The organism is Chitinophaga sp. (assembly GCF_035761305.1).
Taxonomy (GTDB): domain Bacteria; phylum Bacteroidota; class Bacteroidia; order Chitinophagales; family Chitinophagaceae; genus Chitinophaga.
In genome coordinates this window covers 1-22,020 of record NZ_DASTRI010000243.1, presented here as the reverse complement: position 1 = coordinate 22,020, position 22,020 = coordinate 1, and the positions used below count along the sequence as shown (strand labels likewise).

The following is a 22,020-nucleotide window of genomic DNA, read 5'->3' as shown; positions in this document are numbered from 1 at the left end:
GAAACCATTCCGGTATAAGTACAATGAATACCGGGATTTAGTATGTGCATTACAGGTATAAGCAATGTAGCTTTACATCGCTTAATCAATACCTGGGCATAATGACTAAAAGCAAATATTTTTTTCTGATAGTGATATTAGGCGCCTTAACTGCATTGGCGCCTTTTTCCATTGATATGTACCTGCCGGGCTTTCCGGCTATTGCAAAAGACCTGCACAGCGATATTGCTGCTGTATCACTTTCCTTATCCAGCTTTTTCATAGGCGTATCTGCCGGGCAGCTGCTGTATGGCCCGCTGCTGGACCGTTTTGGCAGAAAGCGTCCGCTGCATATTGGCCTGCTTGTATACCTGCTGGCCTCCCTGGGCTGCGTGTTTGCCACCTCTGTAGAAGCATTGATAGGGCTGCGCTTTTTACAGGCCCTGGGCTGCTGCGCCGCTACAGTAGCGGCCACCGCTATGGTGCGCGACCTGTTTCCTGTAGAGGAGAATGCCAAAGTGTTTTCCCTGCTGCTGCTGGTGGTAGGCGCATCGCCCATGCTGGCGCCGGCTGTAGGCGGTTATGTAACAGCATACCTGGGCTGGCATTACATATTTATCATTCTTACAGCGCTGGCGGTATTGATACTGGCAGGCGCGTTCTGGGGGCTGCCGGAAAGCAGCGCACCGGACCCTCACTACTCGCTGCTGCCGGGCCCTATTACCCGCAGCTTCCTGGCGGTGGTGCGGGAACCGCGTTTCACCACCTATGCTTTTACCGGCGCTATTGCTTTTGCAGGATTGCTGACCTATGTAGCCGGCTCGCCCAATGTGTTCCTGGAAATATTCAAAGTGTCGGGCACGCAGTACAGCCTCATATTTGCCCTGCTGGCAGCAGGATTAATAGGGGCAGGCCAGGTAAACAGCCTGTTATTGAAGAAATACAGGAGCGAGCAGCTGATTACAGCCGCACTCATTTTTCAAACATTGATTGCGCTGGTGCTGGTAGTCGGTAGTACGAACGGTTGGTTAGGTTTCGCTGGCACGTTGGTGCTGATATTTATATTCCTTTCCTGCGCGGGATTTATATTTCCCAATGCTTCCGCGCTGTCTATGGCGCCTTTTTCCAAAAATGCAGGCAGCGCCTCTGCGCTGATGGGGGCTTTACAAATGGGATTAGGCGCACTGGCCTCTGTATTGGTAAGCGTATTAAGCAAGCTCGATCACAGCACCTTTCCCATGACCGGCGTAATGGCGGGATGTTCGCTGCTGGCGCTGGCTATTTTGCTTACCGGCAGCAGGATAATACGTAACCGTAATGCAAGGGAACGGACGGCAGGGCAAGAGCTGCTCTGCAACCTGCAGTAATAGCACCTGTTATTCTCCATATACCGGCCGGTACAATGTCATGCTATAACCAGCTCATTAGCCAGGCAACAACACCGCCACCGCTGTTAATTCAACGTAGCGGGATCGTGCTTATCCTTTAAACGGTCTTTTGCAAAAGAAATGGCGGTTTTGCCATGGGGAGCGGGTTTGCCGTTTTCATCCACATTCACAAATACCATTTTTTCAATGGCCAGCACCGGCTGCTGCGTAACCTTATTCCTTACCTCACATTTAACAGTAAGAGAGGTGGTGCCAAAATTGGTAGCCACAATGCCCAGCTCAATAATATCGCCCAGGCGGGGTGCGCTGATAAAGTTGATCTCAGAAATAAATTTGGTAACCACATGCGGGTTGTTCAGCTGTAGAATAGCGTAAATAACGGCTTCCTCATCAATCCACTTCAGCAGGCTGCCGCCAAATAAGGTATGGTTCGGGTTCAGGTCTTCGGGCTTCACCCATCTGCGGGTGCGGAACTTTAATTCGGGTCCTTGTGTTTGCATAATACATTCTTTTTTAGCGAAGTAATCGGGACAATTGGGGTTGGCTCGCGCTGAATGACGCCGCAAAGTTCCAAATAATGCAAAAACAACCCAAATGATATTGTTTATACAGGTATAAGCACTGCCTATGCAGGCTGGTTATTCAGCGCTTTCCACAGCATATCTTTCAGCTCGTTTAATCCCTGTTGGGTAACAGAGGAAATGAACACGTGCGGTACATCTTCCGGCAGCTCCGCTGCAATGGCGTTTTTCAGCTCGTCGTCCAGCATATCGCTTTTGCTGATGGCCAGCAGGAACTGTTTATCCAGCAGCTCGGGATTATATTGTTCCAGCTCATTTACAAGTATGTCAAACTCCTGGCGGTGGTCTTTACTATCGGCCGGCACCAGGAACAGCAGCACGGCATTGCGTTCTATATGCCGCAGAAAGCGGTGCCCCAGGCCGCGGCCTTCGTGGGCGCCTTCAATAATACCTGGCAGGTCGGCAATACAGAACGACTGGTTATTGCGGTACGATACCATGCCCAGGTTAGGCGTAAGGGTGGTAAATGCGTAGTCGGCAATTTTGGGTTTGGCAGCAGTAATGGTAGAAAGCAGGGTGGATTTGCCGGCATTGGGAAAGCCTACCAGGCCTACATCGGCCAGCACTTTCAGCTCTAGCAGCTTCCAGCCTTCCTGGCCCGGCTCGCCGGGTTGCGAATATTCCGGCGCCTGGTTGGTGGGCGATTTAAAGTAGCTGTTGCCGCGGCCGCCCTGTCCGCCGGGCAGCAGTATCACTTCCTGCCCGTCGTGCAGTATCTCTGCTTCCAGCTCCCCGGTTTCCTCATCCCGCACCTGGGTGCCGGGGGGCACTTCAATGATCACATCTTTTCCATCGGCCCCTGTACAGTTATTGCGGCTGCCGTTGCCTCCGTCTTCCGCTATTACATTCTTGTACCAGCGCAGGTGCAACAGGGTCCACAGCTGTGCATTGCCGCGCAGTATAATGTGCCCGCCGCGGCCGCCATCGCCCCCATCGGGCCCTGCCTGCGGATTAAACTTGGTGCGCATGAAATGGGTGCTGCCGGCGCCGCCTTTGCCGGATTTACAAAAAACACGGATATAATCTACGAAGTTGCCTTTTTCCAAAACTGTTCAATTTACGGGGCAGCAGTACCTGCCTTAAATAAAAACGCAAAGATCGGGAAGTTTGCGTGAAAAGAAGCAACACGCTACTTACGATCTTTGCGTTACATATTTTGCGCCATATGCGCATGCATAAGGCTACTGTTCTTTACAATCAACCGGCTGCTGCGGCCTTATCCGCGTTGGCTATTGTGTGTGTAACCCGTTTAACAGGTTATACAGTAATACCGCCGGCTATACTTTTTCAGCCATCAGCTCGTCCAGCTCTTTGCTCAGCAGGGCAAAAATTTCATCAATGCTGCCGTTGCCTTTTATTTTTTTGAACTTACCGTACTTGGCATAGTGATCGGCCACCGGAGCGGTTTTGTTATGATATTCCACAATACGGGCTTTCACAATCTCCTCATTGGCATCATCGCTGCGGCCGGATGTAAGGCCCCGGTTCAGCAGGCGTTTGATCAGCTCATCTTCCGGCACTTCCAGGCTCAGCACAGCAGATATGCTGGTTTTCTTGAGGGCCAGCAGCTTATCCAGGGCTTCTGCCTGGGCAGTGGTGCGCGGGAAACCGTCGAATATAAAACCTCTCGCCTCAGGGTTGGCATCCAGTTTGGAACTGATCATGCCTATTACCACTTCGTCCGGCACCAGTTGGCCCTGGTCCATCACTTTTTTAGCTTCCATTCCCAGAGGAGTCTGGGCGTTTATTTCGCTCCGCAGCAGGTCGCCGGTGCTCAGGTGAATGAGTCCGTATTTCTTGATCAGGTTAGCACTCTGTGTGCCTTTGCCACTGCCCGGAGGGCCAAATAAAATAATATTGACCATGATTTTTACAAAACTTAATTAGCAAGATTGCAAATATAACAAACTATTAAATGTTCTGGTATTAAAATTACCGTTGCTTAAATAATATAAAATAATTTCCTGAAATAATAAACACCATTTAAAAAAGTAGCTAAAAAGGTAAAATCTATTGAAATGAGCTTTTACATAAAACGCTTATTATACGTGCGTTAAATAATTACATAAAAAATATTATTAATTCGTTGAACCTCATATAAATATTTGTATGTTTATAGCTATGATGAGGAATCACTTTTTGTTACTGGGCCTCACAGGGTTTTTCATGACAGGGAACGCAATACAGCAAAACGGGCCCACCTTACAGCACAGGACAATACAACAACAGGCAGCCCACCTACAGGCGCCCCTACAAACTGAAGACACTACCACCCAAACGCCGCCGGCAGATACAACAGGGCCGGATAACCCGGCTGCCCAATGGGCCGACAGTGTTTTTAAAAGCCTTACACCGGAAGAGCGCATTGCGCAGCTGATTATGATCCGCGCCCACTCCAACCTGGGGCAGGATCATATTGATAAAGTAACCAACGACATCCGCAATAATAAGGTAGGCGGTATCATATTTTTCCAGGGCGGCCCGCTGCGGCAGGCCCAGTTAACCAATTACTACCAATCTATTTCAAAAGTGCCGCTGCTGGTGGGTATCGACGGCGAATGGGGGCTGGGTATGCGGCTGGACAGCGTTATAAGCCTGCCCCGCAACCTGATGGTAGGGGCATTGCAGGACAGCTCGCTGGCCTGGCAGTACGGCCACCTGCTGGGCGAGCAGTGCCGCCGCCTGGGCATTCATATTGACTTTGCCCCTGACATGGATGTAAACAACAATCCCAACAACCCGGTGATCAACGACCGCTCATTCGGTGAAAATAAATACCAGGTAGCCCGCATGGGCGTGGCCATGATAAAGGGTATGCAGGATGCGGGCATACTGGCCTGCGCCAAACACTTTCCCGGCCACGGCGATACGGATGTAGACTCTCACCTGGACCTGCCGGTGATAGGCAAAAGCCGCCGGCAGCTGGACTCGCTGGAACTGTACCCCTTTCGCCAGGCTATTGACTCCGGCGTAGGCTCCATTATGGTGGCCCACCTGTATGTGCCGGCTATTGACAAACGGCCTAACACGCCTACCTCTATTTCCTATAACGCGGTTACCCGCCTGCTTAAAAATGAGCTGCATTTTAAAGGGCTGGTGGTGACCGATGCGCTGGAAATGAAAGGCATTGCCAAATTTTACCATAACGGTGAGGAATCCTTACAATCCCTGCTGGCCGGCAACGACCTCATGATATTACCCTCTACTGCAGAAGGCGGCGTAGCGGCTATTATGCGGGGCATAAAGCGGGGGCAGATCTCCTGGGATGAGGTGAACAAACGCGTTAAAAAAGTGCTGCGCGCCAAATACAACCTGGGCCTTAACAACCCGCAGGTAATTGATACCACCCACCTTACAGCCGATCTGAATGCACATACTGATACCCTGGTCCGTAAAATTGCAGAACAGGCCATTACCCTGGTAAAGAACAACAACCGCCTGGTACCTTTCCAGGTATTTCCCATAAAGAAAGAAAAGCTGGCGGTAGTGGCCGTGGGCGCAGACGCCAGCAACACCTTCCTGCAATCCGTAAAGGCGTTTCGCCCCGATGCAGATGTGATCGTATTTACCAGCCGCCAGCCCCTGCAGGATGTAGCGCCGTTGATGAACCGCCTGCAGCGGGATTACAAGCAGGTGATCATCAGCCTGCATAACTATAACCGCCGCCCGGCCAACAGCTTTGGTATTACAGTGGCGGAAAAAGTGCTGATACGGCAGCTGCAGCAGGAAATGCCCTCTGTGCTGGTGGCGTTCGGCAACCCCTATGCATTGCAGTATTTCTGTGATGCGCCGGCTATTATGGCGGCCTATGAAGATGATGATATTACGCAAAAGGCGGCTGCCGATATTTTGTTTGGCAAAAGAGCGCCCAAAGGAAAGCTGCCGGTAACAGTATGTAATATTCCCTCCGGCACCGGCATTACTTACGAGCTGCCCAAATATGCCACCCTGCCGGTTATAGCGCCGGAAGAAGTAGGCATGCGCTCCGCTGTGCTGAACGAGATAGACGGCATTGCCAAAGACATGATGGACCAGGGCGCTGCCCCGGGCTGTGAGGTGCTGGCCATGAAAGACGGGCGCGTGGTGTTCAACAAGTGTTATGGCTACTACGAGTATAACCGCTGGGAGGAGGTAACGCCGAAATCTATTTACGACCTGGCCTCTGTAACAAAAATATGCGCTACCACTATTTCCGTTATGCGGCTGTATGATGAGGGAAAGATAAAGCTGGATGCAAAGCTGGGCGATTACCTGCCCTGGGTAAAAGGCACTGACAAGGCCAATATGCACATACGCGACATACTGCTGCACCAGGCTGGCCTGGTAGCGTACATACCTTTTTACAAGGAAACGCTGTACGCCAACGGTTACCCGGACTCCGCGCTTTACCATAAAACAGCCGACTCTGTACACACCGTACGTGTGGCCGACCATATGTATATGGACAGTAACTACATAAAGGTGATGTACCAGCGTATACTGGACAGTAAGCTGAGCCCACGCCAGGGCTATGTGTACAGCGACCTGGATTTTATTTTCCTGGGCAAGGTGGTAGAGCAGCTTACCGGTAAAAAACTGGAAGACTACGTACGGGAAACTTTTTACGAACCCCTGGGGCTGGAAACCACCGGTTTCCGCCCGCGGGAACGCTTTCCATTACAACGTATTGCCCCTACCGAGCATGAGCGCATATTCCGTATGCAGCTGCTGCGCGGCGATGTGCACGACCCCGGTGCAGCCATGTTTGGCGGCGTAGCCGGTCATGCGGGACTATTTTCCAATGCGAGTGATCTTGGTGTGTTGTTGCAGATGCTGCTGAACGGCGGCCGGTATAATGATATACAGTTCATAAAACCGGAAACAATTCAATTGTTCAGCATGTATGGCTCATCGCAAAGCAGGCGTGGGCTGGGCTTTGACAAGCCGGAGCGGGACAATGCGCACCGTAAAGAGCCTTACCCTGCAGCCAGCGCCTCTCCCCTTACTTTCGGGCATACCGGGTTTACCGGAACCTGCATTTGGGTAGACCCGCAGTATAAACTGGTGTTTATTTTTCTCAGTAACCGGGTATGCCCTGATGGCGGCGCTAATCTTAAGCTAAGCACTATGCACATTCGGGAGCATATGCTGGAAACGGTGTACAAAGCAATGCGATGATGAAAGGCTGCTGATTAATACTGTAGCGCTGTTCACAAGCGCAGGCTATCCAGGTGTTGGATGCAGCAGGTACGGTACGCTTAAGCGCCTGTTGCCGCTTAATGGGCTTAGCCTGTTTGCCGGGAAAAGTGCAGCGCCTGTTACTACTCAATAGATCCTAACCTGTTTACAGACAGTTGTGTTCTGATGTCAACGGTTTTCTGGATCACGCCATTACGGCCGTTCCTTATTTCAAAGGTATAGGCGCCGTCTTCCAGGCCCTGCAGGTTGTAGCGGCCCATGAAAACAGGCGTAGCCGGTATAATTTCGCGGTGTAATACGTTGTGGTTCTGATCTTTTATCAGCAGCACAACCTTATCGGCGCCGGGATTTTCTACGCTTAAGCGAAACACCAGCGAGTCTTTATGCGGCTGTGTAATGTTCACTTTAAAAGCAGCAGGCGTGCCGGAAAAGGAATGTGCAGGCGCTGCATTACGGGTGGCATTTAAAGCAAAGTCGCGTTCCTGGGCGGCGGCGCCGGTAGCGGCTAAAAGCATGGCGGCAAAGGCCACAGTGATTGTTTTGGACATGTTTTGCATGACATTAAGTTGTTTAAATGTTTAAAGTTTCCGGGGCAGTATTAGCTAATACTTAATGCCTTTGTTTTGTCGCCGCAAAGTTAACACCACTTGTGTTAAGGGAATGTTACGCGCATATTAAGCGTAGATTACTTTAAATTTTATACCCGCCCGCCTTCAGCCATGCGTCATCATCATCACTCCGGTGCTCATAAACAGCTGTTTGAATGCTGCATGCTGGTATTAGGAATTTTCTGAACTGTTCATAATCATAGCTGCTCCAATCATAGCTGCTCCAGTGAATTACCTGTTTTACAAAAAGAAATGATGTACAACAACCCGGTGAAGAAGCTTGCATTCAGCTGCGCCAATACGCCTGCACTTATTTTGACAAACCGCAAGCCCGCGATAAAAGGGTCCCTTAATTATTAATTAACCCAAGTTGCGGGTTAAAAGACTTTATTAAAAGTAAAAGCGATAATAAAGAGAACCACTTTTAGGAGAAACCCTTTAGCGGTAACAGCGTGAATCTTCTTTGGGAAGAGGGCTTTGATACCACTAAAGGCCGTTTCAATGGGCTTTCTCATATATTGTTTAATAAATCTAATCCAAGGCTCATCCTGCTTTTTATTATTAGCTCTGCGTTGCACCATTAATTCCACCCCATCTGCCTGCAGTATCATTTCTTCGATTTGCTGGTGAGTATAGGCATTATCGGCATATATCCTGCTTTCTGCCGCTACCTGCAAAGGCAATTGGCATAAAGCAACCCCGTCGTGTTCTCTGCCAGGAACAAAGCAAAATTCTACCGGAATGCCGTTTGCTGTTGTCAGTACCTGGACTTTTACGCCATAAAAATATTGCCGCATGCTGGCTGTATACCCCCTCCACTGTGGACCCTGTAATAGCTTTGCCCGGCTGATCCGCATATTATGGCATACGGCTACTGGAAAAGAATCTACTATATATTCTGCTGCTCCTGCCATCGCTTTCAAATAATGACCTAATTGGAAAAACAAACTATACAATAATCCTTCTAAACGATGTAGTCGTCTACAAAAATTACTTTTATCCAGCATTCGGCTTACCATACCGGTCATCTGCATAAACCCTCTTGCATTATCCTGGTGACCTCCAAAATAAAGCGCTGATACTAAGGCTGTTGTAATTACTTCACTATCACTCATTTTCCGACTCAATGGCTCACAATGACCTATTCCCTTCAATAAATCGTCCACAATACAATAAAGAGCTATAATTTTGTCTTCCTGGAGCATGGATCTGCTAATTTTAAGTGTGGTAACTCAAAATTATGCTTAGATCTTTGCTCCTTTTATTTTTTCACCCTCAGATAGCACGCAACTTGGGTTAATTATTAATCATTAATTATTAATTCACCTCAAATATCCTTCTTCAGCTCCGACACTTCGCCGGCGGGCAGGTTAAAGTTGTTGCGGATCCAGCGGATGAGGGAGTCCAGCCGGGGATAATGATACAAACGGTCGTTCATTTTTCGTAGGGTCGTGTCAGATATGGCCCAGTTCATGGCATAGGCGTTACTGTCGTTTTTTGCATATAGTGAAATAGGAAAGTACGTAGTGTCCTTATTGATCTCATGCAGGTAGTTGATCAGCCGCAGGTTATTCACAACGGTTTGTGTGCCGTACGAGCCAATAAGTGTTTGCATGGGCGCCAGCAAATCGTTTACCAGCGGGTGCACTTTATGCAGCGCCGCCGGCTCCCGGCTGGAGTTGGTAATGTGTATCACATACCAGCGCAGCTTTTTAGGCAGCTGCAGGTTTTGCAGCTGCGGGTAATAGCCGCTGCTGTCGCGCACCCATTGGTTCAGCCGCAGTATCATTTCATGCACCACGCCGGCGCCGGAATTATCAAAATAACCGCCGTCAACAAAATAGCTGTCGTGTATACGGCCTGCAGGGCTTATGTAGGGAAAGCGCGCGCCCAGCACTACGGCGGTGCTCAGGCGCATATCTTCGCCGGCCTGCAGCAATCCCAGTATATCTATCCGTTTGCCAAAGATGGTGGAGTCAATCAGGATATTGCTTACTACGCCGGGCGTGCCGTCCTGCATGCGCGTAGCATTAATACATAATACCGGCAGGCTGTAGGAGCTGTCGTGCTGCTGGGTTACCAGGCCCGAAAGCCGCTGGCTGAAGGCTTTGCGTATGATCACGGAGTCCGGCGCTGCATTTTCAATAGCATATTCCAGCGCAGCGGCACGGTCATATACAAACGGGAAGGGAAAAATGGGACGAAACAGGTCGGGGCCCATCATACGGGCAAGGGCATACGTTAAAAAGTCGGATTGCAGGTAGTGCTGCGCCTCCTTTAGCATGGTATGCTGCCGGCGGTAAATGCTGTCGCGCATTTGCAGCAGGGAAAAGAAGGTGCTGTTGCCAACACTGCCGCCGGATGCGCCGGAAAGGCAAAACAGGTGTTTGGAAAATACGCTGCCGGAGCCTTCCTCCAGGCGGCTGAGTACTGCGGCGGTCCAGTAGCCGGAGCGGGAGGCGCCCCCGTCTGCCAGCACAAAAAATACCGGGTAAATACTATCCCGCTGTATAATAGCCTGCCGCTGCTGCACCCAGTGAATAAAAAATTCTTCCAGGTGCTGCCGGCGCTCAAACAGCTGCGCGGTGTTTTGATGGTCGTGTAAAATACGGGCGCGGTGCGGCTCAAATATAAAGCCCAGCACCACCAGCAGCATTATATACACCACCGTCATATTAATATCAAATAAAATAGAGGCCAGGGAAATAATGTTGGCAAAGCCCAGCAGTATGCCCAGGGCCAGTAATGCAAAGGGAAAACTGCCAATGCTGTTGGCAAAAGGCAGGTAAAAAATAGCAGTAAGGTAGCAGACAAGGGCCAGCAGGGAAATTATATTGAAAATAATGAACAGCAGCGCTTCTTCCGCTGTTTTGATACTGCGCTTACCGGCTTTATTATCCGCATTGTTCCAAACGGTTTTAAGTATTCTTACGAGCAGGGAGCTGCTTCGCCACCGGTCTGTACGCAGCCGCAGCTTGCTGCGGTTGTTCACCAGGAACAGGGATGCATACTGCATCCAGGCAATGCCGGCAGCAAGGGAGGTAACAGTATTCATCCATCCGCACAGGATAACAGCGGCAAAAATGGAAACCAGCAGCGCTGTGCATACGGGCATGAGCTTTTTATGCAGCAGCAGGCGGCTGCCCCAATGGTTCATTACCTGGCTAATGCCTGCGTATAGCAGCAGGTGTACGGCCAGCAACGCCCAAAGCCAGCCTGCCGGTAGCCGGATGATGCCCACCGGGCATTGCAGCACAGCCAGGCCAATAACGGTAAAGCATAAATAACCGGTTAACCCCGGCAGGTGCCTTACAAGGGCGCGGGCCACCCGGCCGTTAAAGCAGCCATAGGCCAGGTCTTTACGGTAAGCGATGATACGGCCCGAGTACCAGCTTACATACGCCCAGAAGAACAGCATCAGCAGCACTACAATACCGCTCCAGCGGGTTTCGGTTGCTTTTACAACAATATCTACTCCCTGCGGCAGCTGCCAGAAGCACCAGGCAGCCAGCAGCAGTAACGCAATAGCTGCGGCAAATACGTAAAACAGGCGCAGGTACACCGTAAATTGCTGCAGGCAGCGTATGACTGTTTTGTAAAACAACAGGAGCATATACGTTTTCAGGGAGGATTGTTGACAATCAGTCGTTTTTAACCCGGTTAAATTAAGCAACAAAATTAAAAAACAGGAGTTTTTAAGCCGGGCGCACACGTTGTTCACTTCCAACCGCAAATTGCCTAATTTTGCAGCGTTTATGGAAAAAAGCACACTGCAGCAGCACCGTCCTGTGGCCATTTGGCTGTTTACCGGCGTAGGCATGATAATGATACAGGTATTATTGGGAGGCATTACCCGGCTTACCGGCTCGGGGCTATCTATAACAGAGTGGCAACCCATACTGGGCGCGCTGCCGCCCATGAACCACCAGGCGTGGCAGGCGGCTTTTGACCATTATAAGGAAATTGCGCAGTACAAGTATATCAATAGCCATTTTACCCTTTCTGACTTTAAATCCATCTACTTCTGGGAGTGGCTGCACCGCGACTGGGCCCGGCTAATGGGGCTGGTGTTTGCCATACCGTTCATTTATTTCCTGGTAAAAAAGAAGATTGACCAGAGCATGGTAAAGCCCATGGTGATCCTGTTTTTGCTGGGCGGCCTGCAGGGCGCTATTGGCTGGATAATGGTAAAAAGCGGGCTGAATGAGGAAAACCTGTATGTAAGCCACATTCGCCTGGCCATACACTTTATTGCGGCGCTGCTGCTGCTTTGCTATGTGCTGTGGTTTGCATTGAAGATCAGCACTCCCTCAACAGGTATTACCTATGCACCCTCCCTGCGCAAACTGAATATATGGCTGCTGGTATTATTAACCCTGCAGCTGGTGTACGGCGCATTTATGGCAGGGCTGCACGCCGCGCTGGCCGCCAGCACCTGGCCGGATATTAACGGCATGTGGTGGCCTGTAGGCATGTTACAGCAGGGCGGCTTCCTGGAAGATATTACGCATAACCAGATTACCGTACAATTTATTCACCGGGGCCTGGCCTATATTATAACCATAGGTGTTGCCGCCTGGTGGTGGAATGCCGCCAAAACACCCGTGTACAGCCGTTTGCACCGCGTGCGTTACCTGCCTTTGCTGCTGGTGTTGCTGCAGGTATTATTAGGCGTATTAACCGTAATGGGCAGCCAGGTAAAAATACCCCTGGTGCTGGCTGTAATGCACCAGTTTACCGGTATGCTGCTGCTGCTGGCGTTAGTATGGACGCTGTTCCTGAGCAACGGTAAACCGGCTGTTGCAGGCAGGCCCGTTTAATCATCACATACCACTAATTTTTCGTAAGTTTATCTGCAATTGGTTTTGCAATGAAACGACCCCGCTAATGCCAATAATGCGCAGGGTTCATAACAGCTGCTGCTATATATAGGTGCCGTCCGGACGTTTCACTTGACCATGAGGACATAAACTACTTTCAAGTGAAATTGAAACTACTGCTGGTTAAAACTTACTACTCCTTCCCTATACAGCTGCTGCTGCTGCATTTTCGTAAGTACCAGGTACTGCTTATTTTCTGGGCCATTCTTTTCAGCACCATCAACGGAGGCTTTGCAAAAGTATTTGGCGGTGATGCCCTGTTCCTGGCGCCGGAATACCTGGGCGCAGTAAATTTTTACAGCACCACGCTGCTGGGGCTGGCCACCGGTTTTTTTGTAATGAGCTGGAACATTACCACCTTTATACTGCATACCGGCCGGTTCAAGTTCCTGGCCACCACGTCACAGCCTTTTTTCCGGTATTGCTTAAATAATTCCATCATCCCGCTGGCCTTTGTAATATGCCTGCTCATCCGCGGCTGGCAATACCAGCGCTACCAGCAGCTGAGCACCGTACCGGAAATACTGCTGCTGGCAGAAGGGTTTATATGCGGCCTGCTGTTTGTGATCTTTTTCTCGTTCTTTTATTTCTTTAATGCCGATAAAAATATCAGCCGCCGCCTGGAGCGCCGTTTCGGTAACCCGCGCAATTTTTTAAGACTGGTGCTGAAACCTGGGCAGGAGCGGGATGAAAATGCGCTGCCGGTGCATAATTACTTTACCTCTCCCTTTCGCATACGCCGCGCGCGTAATGTAGATCACTATAATAAACATTACCTGGACAGTATTCTAAAACAGCACCACTTTGCCGCTATGATAACGGTAGGGTGCGCGCTGGTATGCCTGGTAATACTGGCCTTTTTAATGGACTATGATGTTTGCCGTATACCTGCAGGCGCCAGTGTAATGGTATTCTTCGCTTTCCTAATAGGTATTGCAGGCGCATATGCTTACCTGCTGCAAACCTGGGCCATCCCGGTGTTGCTGGTAATGCTGTTCATCCTGAACTGGATGACGGTAAATGACTGGATCGACAACCGCAACAAGGCCTACGGGTTAAACTACCACCAGCAGAAACAGCGGCCCGCCTATGATGTAGGCGCCCTGCAGAAATTCTTTTCAGAAGAAAGGGCCAGGCACGATAAGGAGCAAACACTGAAAATACTGCAGCAATGGAAGGCCAGGTTTCCGCCCGGGCAAAAACCCAGGCTGGTGGTCATGAACTTCAGCGGCGGCGGCATACGGGCCGCCACCTGGTCAATGAACGTGCTGCAGCGGCTTGATACCCTTACCCATGGCCGTATTATGCAGCACACGATGCTGATGACCGGCGCATCCGGCGGCATGATAGGGGCCACCTACTACCGCGAGCTGTATCGCCTGCAGCAGCAGGGCAGGCCGGTAAACGTATATGACAGCGCGTATACTGAGCGCATTTCCCGCGACCTGCTGAACTCTGTATTTTCCGCCCTGGCGGTAAATGATTTTATAACGCCTTTCCGCTCGTTTAAATTAGGCAATAACCGTTATGCCAAAGACCGGGGCTATGCCTTTGAAATGCAGCTGAACGAGAATACCGATCATGTGCTGGAAAAAAAGCTGGGCGATTACCGGCTGCCGGAGCAGCAGGCGAAAATACCCATGCTCATCTGGGACGCTACCATTAATGCAGACGGGCGCCGCCTGATCATATCGCCCCAGCCGGTCAGCTACCTGTGCGCACCGGAATATGCCTACCCAACGCGTAATGTGCGGGATGTGGATGGAGTGGACTTTGCCCAGTATTTTGCCGCCCAGCATGCCATGGACCTGCAGGTAACCAGCGCCATACGCATGTGCGCCACCTTTCCATACGTGCTGCCAAACGTGTTCCTGCCCAGCGATCCCATTGTGGATGTAATGGATGCCGGCATACGCGATAACTTCGGGCAGGAAACCACGCTGCGCTTTTTATACACCTTCCGGCAGTGGATAAACGAAAACACCAGCGGTGTAGTGTATATACAGGTGCGCGATACCCGTAAGAATGAAATACATCCTATAGAAAAAACAAAAACGCTCAGTAAGCTCATTTTTGATCCCCTGTTCACCATGCAGCAGCACTGGAGCGCCATGCAGGATTTTAACCAGGATAACCAGCTGAATTATATAGAAGGGTACTTTCCCAAGAAATTTCACCGGATAATTCTGCAGTACGTGCCCCAGAAAGAGGATAAGGCGGCTGCGCTTAGCTGGCACCTGACCTCCCGGGAAAAGATAGACATTGCCGGCGCGCTGGATAATGCGGCCAACCAAACGGCATTTGATTACATACTGCAGTTAATGAAATAGCCGCTTCCTAACTACCCTGTTCCAGGAATGCCAATAGCGGCGTTATAAATTTTTTATACGCCTGTATATGCGGCAAATGGCCCACACCCTCCAGCGGCACCAGCTTTGCGTGCGGTATGCGCCGGGCGGCGCTTTTACCCAGCTCAGGGTAGTTGCCCATGGTTTTGCGTACCTCCGCGGGCACATTGGCTTTGCCCAGGGCGGTGCGGTCGCGCTGGCCGATGATCAAAAGCGTAGGGGCTTGTATGTGCTCAAATTCATAGTACACCGGCTGGGTAAATATCATGTCGTATGTAAGCGCGGAGTTCCAGGCTATGCGCGGGTAATCAGGCCCCTGGGTCCAGCTGGCCAGCAGCCGCGCCCATTTATCATAGGCCGGCTTCCACTCCCCGGCATAATAGTTTTCCAGCTGGTACTTTTTAATTTTTTCATAATCCTGCTTTAGTTCGGACTGGTACCATTTATCCACCGACTGGTAAGGCACCTTTATTTTCCAGTCTTCCAGGCCAATAGGATCTTCCAGTACCAGCTTTTCCGTTACCTGCGGGTACATAAGCGCAAAGCGGATGGCCACCATGCCGCCCATGGAGTGCCCCAGCACCGCGGTTTTGGTAATGTGCAGCGTGTCCAGCAGGGCTTTGGTGTTTTGGGCCAGCAGCTGAAAGCTGTATTGCAGGTGCGCCGGTTTATCGGACTTGCCAAAGCCTACCTGGTCCGGTATAATTACGCGGAAACCGTTGCGGCTAAGATCAGCGGCCGTGCTGTCCCAGTAGGCGCCGCAAAAATTTTTGCCATGCAGCAGCATTACCGCCTTGCCGTTGGGCTGCGCGGGCTGCACATCCATATAAGCCATTTTCAGGCGCTGGCCCTGTATATCCAGTGTAAGGTAATGTACCGGGTAAGGGTAGGTGTAGTTCGAGAGGGTGGCATCCTGCGGGGGAATGGTTTGGGCAGGCAACGTACCGGTAATGCAGCTCAACAGCCACAGGAGCAGGAGTGATTTAGCAAAGCGCATGGTTATAATGTTTTATTTCAGCACCTGCCAGCTACCGCAAATGTAATGCCCGCCTTCCATACAGGGCAAACAGGCGGCCGCTGCCATGTAACGGTTTCATAATCATCATATTCAATGAATATATAATCATTAACATCTTAATCACATTTATTTAAAGCACTTGTCCCCGGTTTTTCCACATATTTTAGTACCTTTGCGCCTTCATTTAGCGGTTGGTCCTATACCGGCAGCAAAAATCCATAGCACAAGTAATATATGAATATCCGTAACATAGCCATCATTGCGCACGTAGACCACGGTAAAACCACCCTGGTAGACAAGATCCTCCATCAGACCAACGTTTTCCGGGCCAACCAGGAAACCGGCGAGCTGATCATGGATAACAACGACCTGGAAAGGGAACGTGGGATCACCATTTTCAGTAAAAACGCATCTGTAGAGTACAAGGGCGTAAAGATCAATGTGATCGATACCCCGGGCCACGCCGACTTTGGCGGAGAGGTAGAGCGCGTGCTGAAAATGGCCGACGGTGTTATTCTGCTGGTAGATGCTTTTGAAGGCCCCATGCCCCAAACCCGTTTTGTACTGCAAAAAGCCCTGCAGCTGAACCTGAAGCCTATTGTGGTAATTAATAAGGTAGATAAGCCTAACTGCCGCCCGGATGAGGTGCATGACGCGGTATTTGACCTGTTCTTTAACCTGGATGCTACGGAAGAGCAGCTGAACTTTCCCACCTTTTACGGTTCCGGTAAGAACGGCTGGTTCAATGACTCCCTTACCCCGTGCGATGATATTACTCCCCTGCTGGACGGTATTCTGAAATATGTGCCCGAGCCGAAGATAGCAGAAGGCAGCCTGCAGCTGCAGATCACCTCCCTTGACTATTCCTCTTTCCTGGGCCGTATTGCCGTAGGTAAGGTAACCCGCGGCACCATTAAGGAAAACCAGCCCATTTCACTGGTACAGGCCGACGGTATTAAAAAGACCCGTGTACGCGAGCTGTACATTTTTGAGTCACTGGGTAAGAAAAAAGTAACGGAAGTAATGCCCGGCGATATTTGCGCCGTGGTAGGTATAGAGGATTTTAACATTGGCGATACCATTGCTGATTTTGAAAATCCCGAAGCCCTGCCCGTTATCAGCGTGGACGAGCCTACCATGAACATGCAGTTTGGCATTAACAACTCTCCCTTCTTTGGTAAGGACGGTAAGTTTGTAACCAGCCGCCACCTGCGCGACCGCCTGATGAAGGAAACAGAAAAGAACCTGGCCCTGCGCGTACAGGACACCGACAGCGCCGATACCTTTATGGTATTTGGCCGCGGCATTCTGCACCTGGGCGTGCTTATAGAAACCATGCGCCGCGAAGGCTACGAGCTTACCGTAGGCCAGCCCAAGGTAATTGTAAAAACCATTGACGGTAAAAAGCATGAGCCGTATGAAACCCTGGTAGTGGATGTGCCGCAGGAGTTTGCCAGCAAGGTAATTGACCTGGTAACCCGCCGTAAAGGAGAAATGCACATTATGGAAACCAAAGGCGACATGCAGCACCTGGAATTTGAAATTCCTTCCCGCGGTTTAATAGGCCTGCGTACCCAAATGCTCACCGCTACTGCCGGTGAAGCCGTAATGGCGCACCGCTTTAACGATTATAAACCCTGGAAAGGCCCCATTCCCGGCCGTAACAACGGGGTGCTGATAGCCAAGGAAGCCGGCACCACTACCGCTTATTCACTGGATAAGCTGCAGGACAGGGGCTTTTTCTTCGTAGACCCGGGAGAAGAAGTGTACAAAGGCATGATCATAGGTGAGAACAATAAGCCCGGCGACCTGGTGGTAAACCCGAACGAAGGTAAAAAGCTCACCAACATGCGCGCCAGCGGTACAGACGGTGCTGCCAACATAGCGCCCAAAACCCTGATGACGCTGGAAGAATGCATGGAATACATTCAGCACGACGAGTGCATTGAAGTAACGCCTAACCACATCCGCATGCGTAAAACCATACTGGATGAGGAAGAGCGCAAGCGTTTCCAGAAAACAATGAAAACAGAAGAAGTAGGTTAACAACCGGCATACTTTTACAATACATGGTCCACTGCCCGCAGCGTAATAATTAAAAGTACGCAAAGGGCAGTGGACCATTTGTTTACCGGCATTGCATATCTTTATCCTATGAACCAGCAGCTGCCCATGTTCCCGGAAAATGCACCGCCGCGTCACATTCCCCTGAAGAACGGCCTGCTGGAATATTACCCCCACTTTTTCACTGCAACCGAAGCCGATGCGTTTTTACAGGACCTGCTGCAGCATATACACTGGAAGCAGGAAGGTATGCGCATGTATGGCAAAGAGGTGCTGTTTCCCCGGCTAATGGCCTGGCATGGAGATGCAGGCAGCGCCTATGCCTTTTCCGGCGCTACCTACGAGCCGGCGCCCTGGACCCCGGCCCTGCTGCGCATAAAGGAAAAAATAGCGCCGCTGGCCGGCGTTGCCTTTAACAGCGTGCTGCTGAACCTGTACCGCCACGGCAGGGACGCCATGGGCTGGCATGCAGATGATGAGCCCGAGCTGGGCGCCAACCCCGTAATTGCCTCTGTGAACTTTGGAGCGGCCCGCCGTTTTATGCTACGCTACAAGCAGGACCATACGCTGAAATATGAGCTTACGCTCGGGCATGGCTCACTGCTGCTGATGAAGGGCTCGCTGCAGCACTACTGGCAGCACCAGGTGCCTAAAACAGCCCAGGAGCTGCCCGCGCGCATAAATCTTACCTTCCGTGTAATTAAGCATTGAACGCAGATAGCCTGCAATGCAGGCGCTTAACTTCAGGATCAGTAACCAAAATATATTCCTATGCAACACCCCACTTTACTGGTCGGTAACGACATTAACAACATTTCCCGCGGGCAGAGCTGGAAAGATCTGCTGCAGGAAATAGTTACCTTTTGCGGCACAGATTGCGTGCAGCTGGATGAAAAAAAGCCTTTTCCCCTGCTGTATGAAGAGATATTTCTTACCGCCATCCAGCAATCGCATATTCATGAGCGCGACCTGAAAGCCTTTATTGCGGAAAAAATGAACGCCATTACCCCTAATGAGCTGCATGCCCGCATCCGCGGGCTGGAGCCGGCGCACGTGCTTACTACCAATTATGAATACACGCTGGAAGGCGGCACCCCGGCACAGGCCACCAGCCTGGTAAAAGAGCGCACCTTCAGTATTTTCAGGAAGTACACGCTGGATAATACCGAGTTCTGGCACATACACGGCGACTGTTTAAACCCCATGAGCATTAACCTGGGCTTTGAGCACTATGGGGGGCAGCTGCAGCAAATGCGCAACTACGTGGTATCAGGCACTACCTACAGCAGCCCGCAGGCGCCCCGGCTGCCTTTGCTGCGGCGCTTAAGACAGGGGCCGGTAAAAATCCACTCCTGGCTCGACCTGTTCTTTACCCGCGATGTGCACATCCTGGGCCTGTCGCTGGATTTCGTGGAAACAGACCTGTGGTGGCTGCTTACCTACCGGGCCCGCCAGAAATTTCAGCGCAATACCATACCGGTGCCGAATAAGCTGTATTACTACATTCCTGAAGAGTTTGTGAAAACAGCCGCCTTTAAGCTGGATATGCTGCGCGCAAATGATGTGCAGATAGTGGCCATTAAAGCGCCGGACAAAACGGCCTATTACCTGGAGGTGTTCAGGCGCATTACTAAAGCCTGAATCTCCGGGCCTGCGCCTGTTTGCAGGGCTAACCAGGCATTGCTGCAGGTATGCAGGCAAAAGGGCACGGCAGCACGCGGGGCTTACCGGTATATATTAAGCCATAGTCGCATGTACACGTGTTCTTTGTAAATAGAACATTAGCTGCGCGGCTGCACGCATTAAGCCATAGTCCCATGTACAGCCGGACTATGGTTTAATTTTTGTACCTTCTCCTGCACCAAAAACTGTCTGTATGCTTACCAAACTCCTTCTTTCCGCAGCAGTGGTATTGCTGGCCAATACCTGCAACAATAAACCCGCCACAGATCAGGCACAACAGGATACTACTGTTACGGCTGCGCCTCCTGCAGAGCAGTCACAGGGCAAAAAAGCCAATCCATGGGCGCTTATTCCGCAAAAAAGGTGGAAGCTGCTGCAGCTGGATGGTAAAACCCTGCCGCAGCCGGCAGATATTTGGCTGGAGTTTGATACGGCACAGCACCGCTTTACCGGCAACGGGGGCTGCAACCGCCTGGGCGGCAATTATGATGCAGACAGCCTGCAGATACGTTTTAACCAGGTAATAAGCACGCGCATGGCCTGCCTGGACCAGGCAGCCAATGAAAGGGAAAGCGCTTTCCTGCGGCTGATAAATGACCATACCTACACGCTTGACATTGCAGAACAAACCCTGAACCTGTATGACAGCGGAAAGGTGGTATTGATGTTTGGGATGCAGGATAAGCCCGTAACCACGGAAAAGCAATAACCGCATGTTACAGCAGCAGGTACAGGCTTATAAGCAGTTGCTGGAAAGCGGCAATACCCTTGCCGTTATAGAACAATATTATGCAGATGATATTTACCAGCAGGAGAATGATGAGGAAACCATCCGCGGCAGGCAGCGCCTGCTGGACCTGGAGAAGCAAAGCCTGGAAAGGGTGCTGGAGCTGGTAATACGTATACCCACCCTGTTGGTAGATGAAGCGCAGCAGCTGGTAATGGGGGAGATGATGATCACCTTTTACCACAAAACAGAGGGGCTGAAATATTTAAAGGAAGCTTTTCTGCAGCAGTGGGAGAATGGTAAAATCGTAAGGCAGCAGTTTTATTACCGGGGCATCCGCGGCGCAACAGGGCCGGGCGCCAGGCCGCAATAACACGGCCCGGCAGCAGGGCAGGCAAGCTATTCAAAATGATTTCAGGGGCGCAATGCCTCTGCCAGGGAGGCGGCAACAGCATACTGCAGGTAAGTTACATTGGAGGTTTGCTCTTTTACCTTTACGGTAACGGGCAGCCTGTCCTGCACTTCGCCTGGTACTTTTACGATCAGCCGCTGGGGTGTGGCGCTTACCACATTGGCGGTTTTGGCGCCTACAATTACCTGGTTCTCAGCCGCCTTGCGGCTAAAACCTTTGCCGCTGATAGCTAAGAATGTACTGTTGCTGCCGCGGGGAATAACGGTAACGGATATATCATTTACCTGCTGTGTGTTCATATCACAACTACACATCCAGCATACACAAGCGGCCATAACAGCCATCAGCACTACTTTACCTTTCATAAGCACTAATTTTTTTATTGGGGTTATTTAACGGATGCAAAGCTACGGCAATGTAACGAATGTGGCATGCGTATTATTACTGAAGTTGGCGGTTAAGTATAAAAACGGATAAAAAAAGGCCTGCCGTTGCGCGGCAGGCCTTTATGTGAGAGCAACACAATATTTTTACTTTACAAGCTTTAGCTCGCTGATGATGTTGGAAGCGCCGCCCAGCTTGTCAATACACCACAGTACATAACGGATGTCTACACAAATGGTGCGGTTATATACCTGGTCAAACTGTATCTTATGGCTCAGCGCCTCATAGTTGCCGTCAAAGGCCAGGCCTATTAGCTCCCCGTTGCCGTTCAGCACAGGCGAGCCGGAGTTGCCGCCGGTAATATCATTGGTGGTAATAAAGCATACCACCATATCATTCCGCCGGGCGTCTTTATAGGGGCCAAAGTCTTTTCGTTTATACAGGTCTATATATTTTTCCGGCAGGTCAAACTCATAGTCGCCGGGCTTGTACTTTTCCAGCACGCCGGTCATGGTGCACACGTAGTCGTAGCGGATAGCATCCTGCGGGCTGTAGGGCTTTACCTGTCCGTAGGTAACGCGCATGGTAAAATTGGCATCGGGGTACCACTTCTTTTTAGGCTGCATTTCCATTACGCCTTTCAGGTAGGCGCGGCCCAGGTCGTCGTTCTTCAGCATAAACCGGTGGTACAGCGGCAGTACGCGGGTTGCATAGTTTTTAGTAAAGGCGGCGGCATAGGCAAAGGCCGGGTCGGTTTGCAGGGTTACTGC

General features: G+C 50.8%; 18 protein-coding genes. 9 read left to right on the top strand and 9 right to left on the bottom strand.

Features of this window, described 5'->3' with window-relative positions; genetic code table 11:
• Positions 1-101 precede the first annotated feature (101 nt).
• Complete coding sequence (locus VFS25_RS20630; RefSeq protein ID WP_326464071.1) at positions 102-1,346, top strand: multidrug effflux MFS transporter; 1,245 nt, start codon at positions 102-104, stop codon at positions 1,344-1,346.
• Between the two features lie 86 nt (positions 1,347-1,432).
• Here the strand turns inward: VFS25_RS20630 and VFS25_RS20625 are convergent, their stop codons facing one another.
• From VFS25_RS20625 to VFS25_RS20615, 3 genes are all read right to left on the bottom strand, one after another.
• A complete protein-coding gene (locus VFS25_RS20625) occupies positions 1,433-1,867 on the bottom strand; it encodes an acyl-CoA thioesterase (RefSeq protein WP_326464070.1) in 435 nt (144 codons plus the stop codon).
• Positions 1,868-1,992: 125 nt separating this feature from the next.
• Positions 1,993-2,994 carry a GTPase ObgE gene (gene obgE / locus VFS25_RS20620; RefSeq protein ID WP_326464069.1) on the bottom strand — a complete coding sequence of 334 codons (1,002 nt, stop codon included), beginning with the start codon at positions 2,992-2,994 and terminating at the stop codon, positions 1,993-1,995.
• Between the two features lie 231 nt (positions 2,995-3,225).
• The gene (locus tag VFS25_RS20615; protein WP_326464068.1) at positions 3,226-3,813 is read right to left on the bottom strand and encodes an adenylate kinase; all 588 of its coding nucleotides are present in this window, start codon (positions 3,811-3,813) and stop codon (positions 3,226-3,228) included.
• 301 nt (positions 3,814-4,114) lie between these two features.
• Between VFS25_RS20615 and VFS25_RS20610 the strand changes: the two genes are divergently transcribed.
• On the top strand, positions 4,115-7,105 hold the full coding sequence (locus tag VFS25_RS20610) for a glycoside hydrolase family 3 N-terminal domain-containing protein (RefSeq protein WP_326464067.1): 2,991 nt from the start codon (positions 4,115-4,117) through the stop codon (positions 7,103-7,105).
• A 143-nt stretch (positions 7,106-7,248) separates the two neighbouring features.
• Here VFS25_RS20610 and VFS25_RS20605 read toward each other — a convergent pair whose 3' ends face one another.
• The 3 genes from VFS25_RS20605 to VFS25_RS20595 all read right to left on the bottom strand — a co-directional run bounded on the left by VFS25_RS20605 (position 7,249) and on the right by VFS25_RS20595 (position 11,347).
• Positions 7,249-7,674, bottom strand: a complete 426-nt coding sequence (locus VFS25_RS20605) for a hypothetical protein (RefSeq protein WP_326464066.1) — start codon at positions 7,672-7,674, stop codon at positions 7,249-7,251.
• A 437-nt stretch (positions 7,675-8,111) separates the two neighbouring features.
• Positions 8,112-8,939 carry an IS982 family transposase gene (locus tag VFS25_RS20600; protein WP_326464065.1) on the bottom strand — a complete coding sequence of 276 codons (828 nt, stop codon included), beginning with the start codon at positions 8,937-8,939 and terminating at the stop codon, positions 8,112-8,114.
• Between the two features lie 122 nt (positions 8,940-9,061).
• Positions 9,062-11,347 (bottom strand): hypothetical protein, encoded by a 2,286-nt coding sequence (locus VFS25_RS20595; RefSeq protein ID WP_326464064.1) that lies wholly within the window; start codon positions 11,345-11,347, stop codon positions 9,062-9,064.
• A gap of 142 nt (positions 11,348-11,489) precedes the next feature.
• On the opposite strand from VFS25_RS20595, the gene VFS25_RS20590 reads away from it, so the two are divergent.
• Together VFS25_RS20590 and VFS25_RS20585 are read left to right on the top strand one after the other, a co-directional pair.
• Complete coding sequence (locus tag VFS25_RS20590) at positions 11,490-12,554, top strand: COX15/CtaA family protein (protein ID WP_326464063.1); 1,065 nt, start codon at positions 11,490-11,492, stop codon at positions 12,552-12,554.
• A 161-nt stretch (positions 12,555-12,715) separates the two neighbouring features.
• Positions 12,716-14,944: a patatin-like phospholipase family protein gene (locus tag VFS25_RS20585; RefSeq protein WP_326464062.1), complete on the top strand. Its 2,229-nt coding sequence runs from the start codon at positions 12,716-12,718 to the stop codon at positions 14,942-14,944.
• 7 nt (positions 14,945-14,951) lie between these two features.
• Here VFS25_RS20585 and VFS25_RS20580 read toward each other — a convergent pair whose 3' ends face one another.
• Complete coding sequence (locus VFS25_RS20580; protein WP_326464061.1) at positions 14,952-15,959, bottom strand: alpha/beta hydrolase; 1,008 nt, start codon at positions 15,957-15,959, stop codon at positions 14,952-14,954.
• Positions 15,960-16,214: 255 nt separating this feature from the next.
• On the opposite strand from VFS25_RS20580, the gene typA reads away from it, so the two are divergent.
• The 5 genes from typA to VFS25_RS20555 all read left to right on the top strand — a co-directional run bounded on the left by typA (position 16,215) and on the right by VFS25_RS20555 (position 20,827).
• Positions 16,215-18,026 (top strand): translational GTPase TypA, encoded by a 1,812-nt coding sequence (gene typA / locus VFS25_RS20575; RefSeq protein WP_326464060.1) that lies wholly within the window; start codon positions 16,215-16,217, stop codon positions 18,024-18,026.
• Positions 18,027-18,095: 69 nt separating this feature from the next.
• Positions 18,096-18,755, top strand: coding sequence for an alpha-ketoglutarate-dependent dioxygenase AlkB (locus VFS25_RS20570; protein WP_326464059.1), 660 nt, complete (start codon positions 18,096-18,098; stop codon positions 18,753-18,755).
• A gap of 60 nt (positions 18,756-18,815) precedes the next feature.
• On the top strand, positions 18,816-19,685 hold the full coding sequence (locus VFS25_RS20565) for a hypothetical protein (RefSeq protein WP_326464058.1): 870 nt from the start codon (positions 18,816-18,818) through the stop codon (positions 19,683-19,685).
• 235 nt (positions 19,686-19,920) lie between these two features.
• Positions 19,921-20,436, top strand: coding sequence for an META domain-containing protein (locus VFS25_RS20560; RefSeq protein ID WP_326464057.1), 516 nt, complete (start codon positions 19,921-19,923; stop codon positions 20,434-20,436).
• 4 nt (positions 20,437-20,440) lie between these two features.
• Positions 20,441-20,827, top strand: a complete 387-nt coding sequence (locus VFS25_RS20555; RefSeq protein ID WP_326464056.1) for a hypothetical protein — start codon at positions 20,441-20,443, stop codon at positions 20,825-20,827.
• Positions 20,828-20,868: 41 nt separating this feature from the next.
• On the opposite strand, the gene VFS25_RS20550 is transcribed toward VFS25_RS20555, so the two are convergent.
• Positions 20,869-21,231, bottom strand: a complete 363-nt coding sequence (locus tag VFS25_RS20550; protein ID WP_326464055.1) for an IPT/TIG domain-containing protein — start codon at positions 21,229-21,231, stop codon at positions 20,869-20,871.
• A 165-nt stretch (positions 21,232-21,396) separates the two neighbouring features.
• Positions 21,397-22,020, bottom strand: a 624-nt coding sequence (locus tag VFS25_RS20545; protein ID WP_326464054.1) for a S46 family peptidase, incomplete at its 5' end; no start/stop codon positions are given.

Bases quoted from the DNA above. Each gene is read 5' to 3' on its own strand.
- VFS25_RS20560 (WP_326464057.1), top strand. From the start codon at position 19,921: ATGCTTACCAAACTCCTTCTTTCCGCAGCAGTGGTATTGCTGGCCAAT.
- VFS25_RS20605 (WP_326464066.1), bottom strand. From the start codon at position 7,674: ATGTCCAAAACAATCACTGTGGCCTTTGCCGCCATGCTTTTAGCCGCT.
- VFS25_RS20595 (WP_326464064.1), bottom strand. From the start codon at position 11,347: ATGCTCCTGTTGTTTTACAAAACAGTCATACGCTGCCTGCAGCAATTT.
- VFS25_RS20610 (WP_326464067.1), top strand. From the start codon at position 4,115: ATGACAGGGAACGCAATACAGCAAAACGGGCCCACCTTACAGCACAGG.
- VFS25_RS20615 (WP_326464068.1), bottom strand. From the start codon at position 3,813: ATGGTCAATATTATTTTATTTGGCCCTCCGGGCAGTGGCAAAGGCACA.
- VFS25_RS20590 (WP_326464063.1), top strand. From the start codon at position 11,490: ATGGAAAAAAGCACACTGCAGCAGCACCGTCCTGTGGCCATTTGGCTG.
- VFS25_RS20550 (WP_326464055.1), bottom strand. From the start codon at position 21,231: ATGAAAGGTAAAGTAGTGCTGATGGCTGTTATGGCCGCTTGTGTATGC.
- VFS25_RS20565 (WP_326464058.1), top strand. From the start codon at position 18,816: ATGCAACACCCCACTTTACTGGTCGGTAACGACATTAACAACATTTCC.
- VFS25_RS20580 (WP_326464061.1), bottom strand. From the start codon at position 15,959: ATGCGCTTTGCTAAATCACTCCTGCTCCTGTGGCTGTTGAGCTGCATT.
- VFS25_RS20625 (WP_326464070.1), bottom strand. From the start codon at position 1,867: ATGCAAACACAAGGACCCGAATTAAAGTTCCGCACCCGCAGATGGGTG.
- typA (WP_326464060.1), top strand. From the start codon at position 16,215: ATGAATATCCGTAACATAGCCATCATTGCGCACGTAGACCACGGTAAA.
- VFS25_RS20555 (WP_326464056.1), top strand. From the start codon at position 20,441: ATGTTACAGCAGCAGGTACAGGCTTATAAGCAGTTGCTGGAAAGCGGC.
- VFS25_RS20600 (WP_326464065.1), bottom strand. From the start codon at position 8,939: ATGCTCCAGGAAGACAAAATTATAGCTCTTTATTGTATTGTGGACGAT.
- VFS25_RS20630 (WP_326464071.1), top strand. From the start codon at position 102: ATGACTAAAAGCAAATATTTTTTTCTGATAGTGATATTAGGCGCCTTA.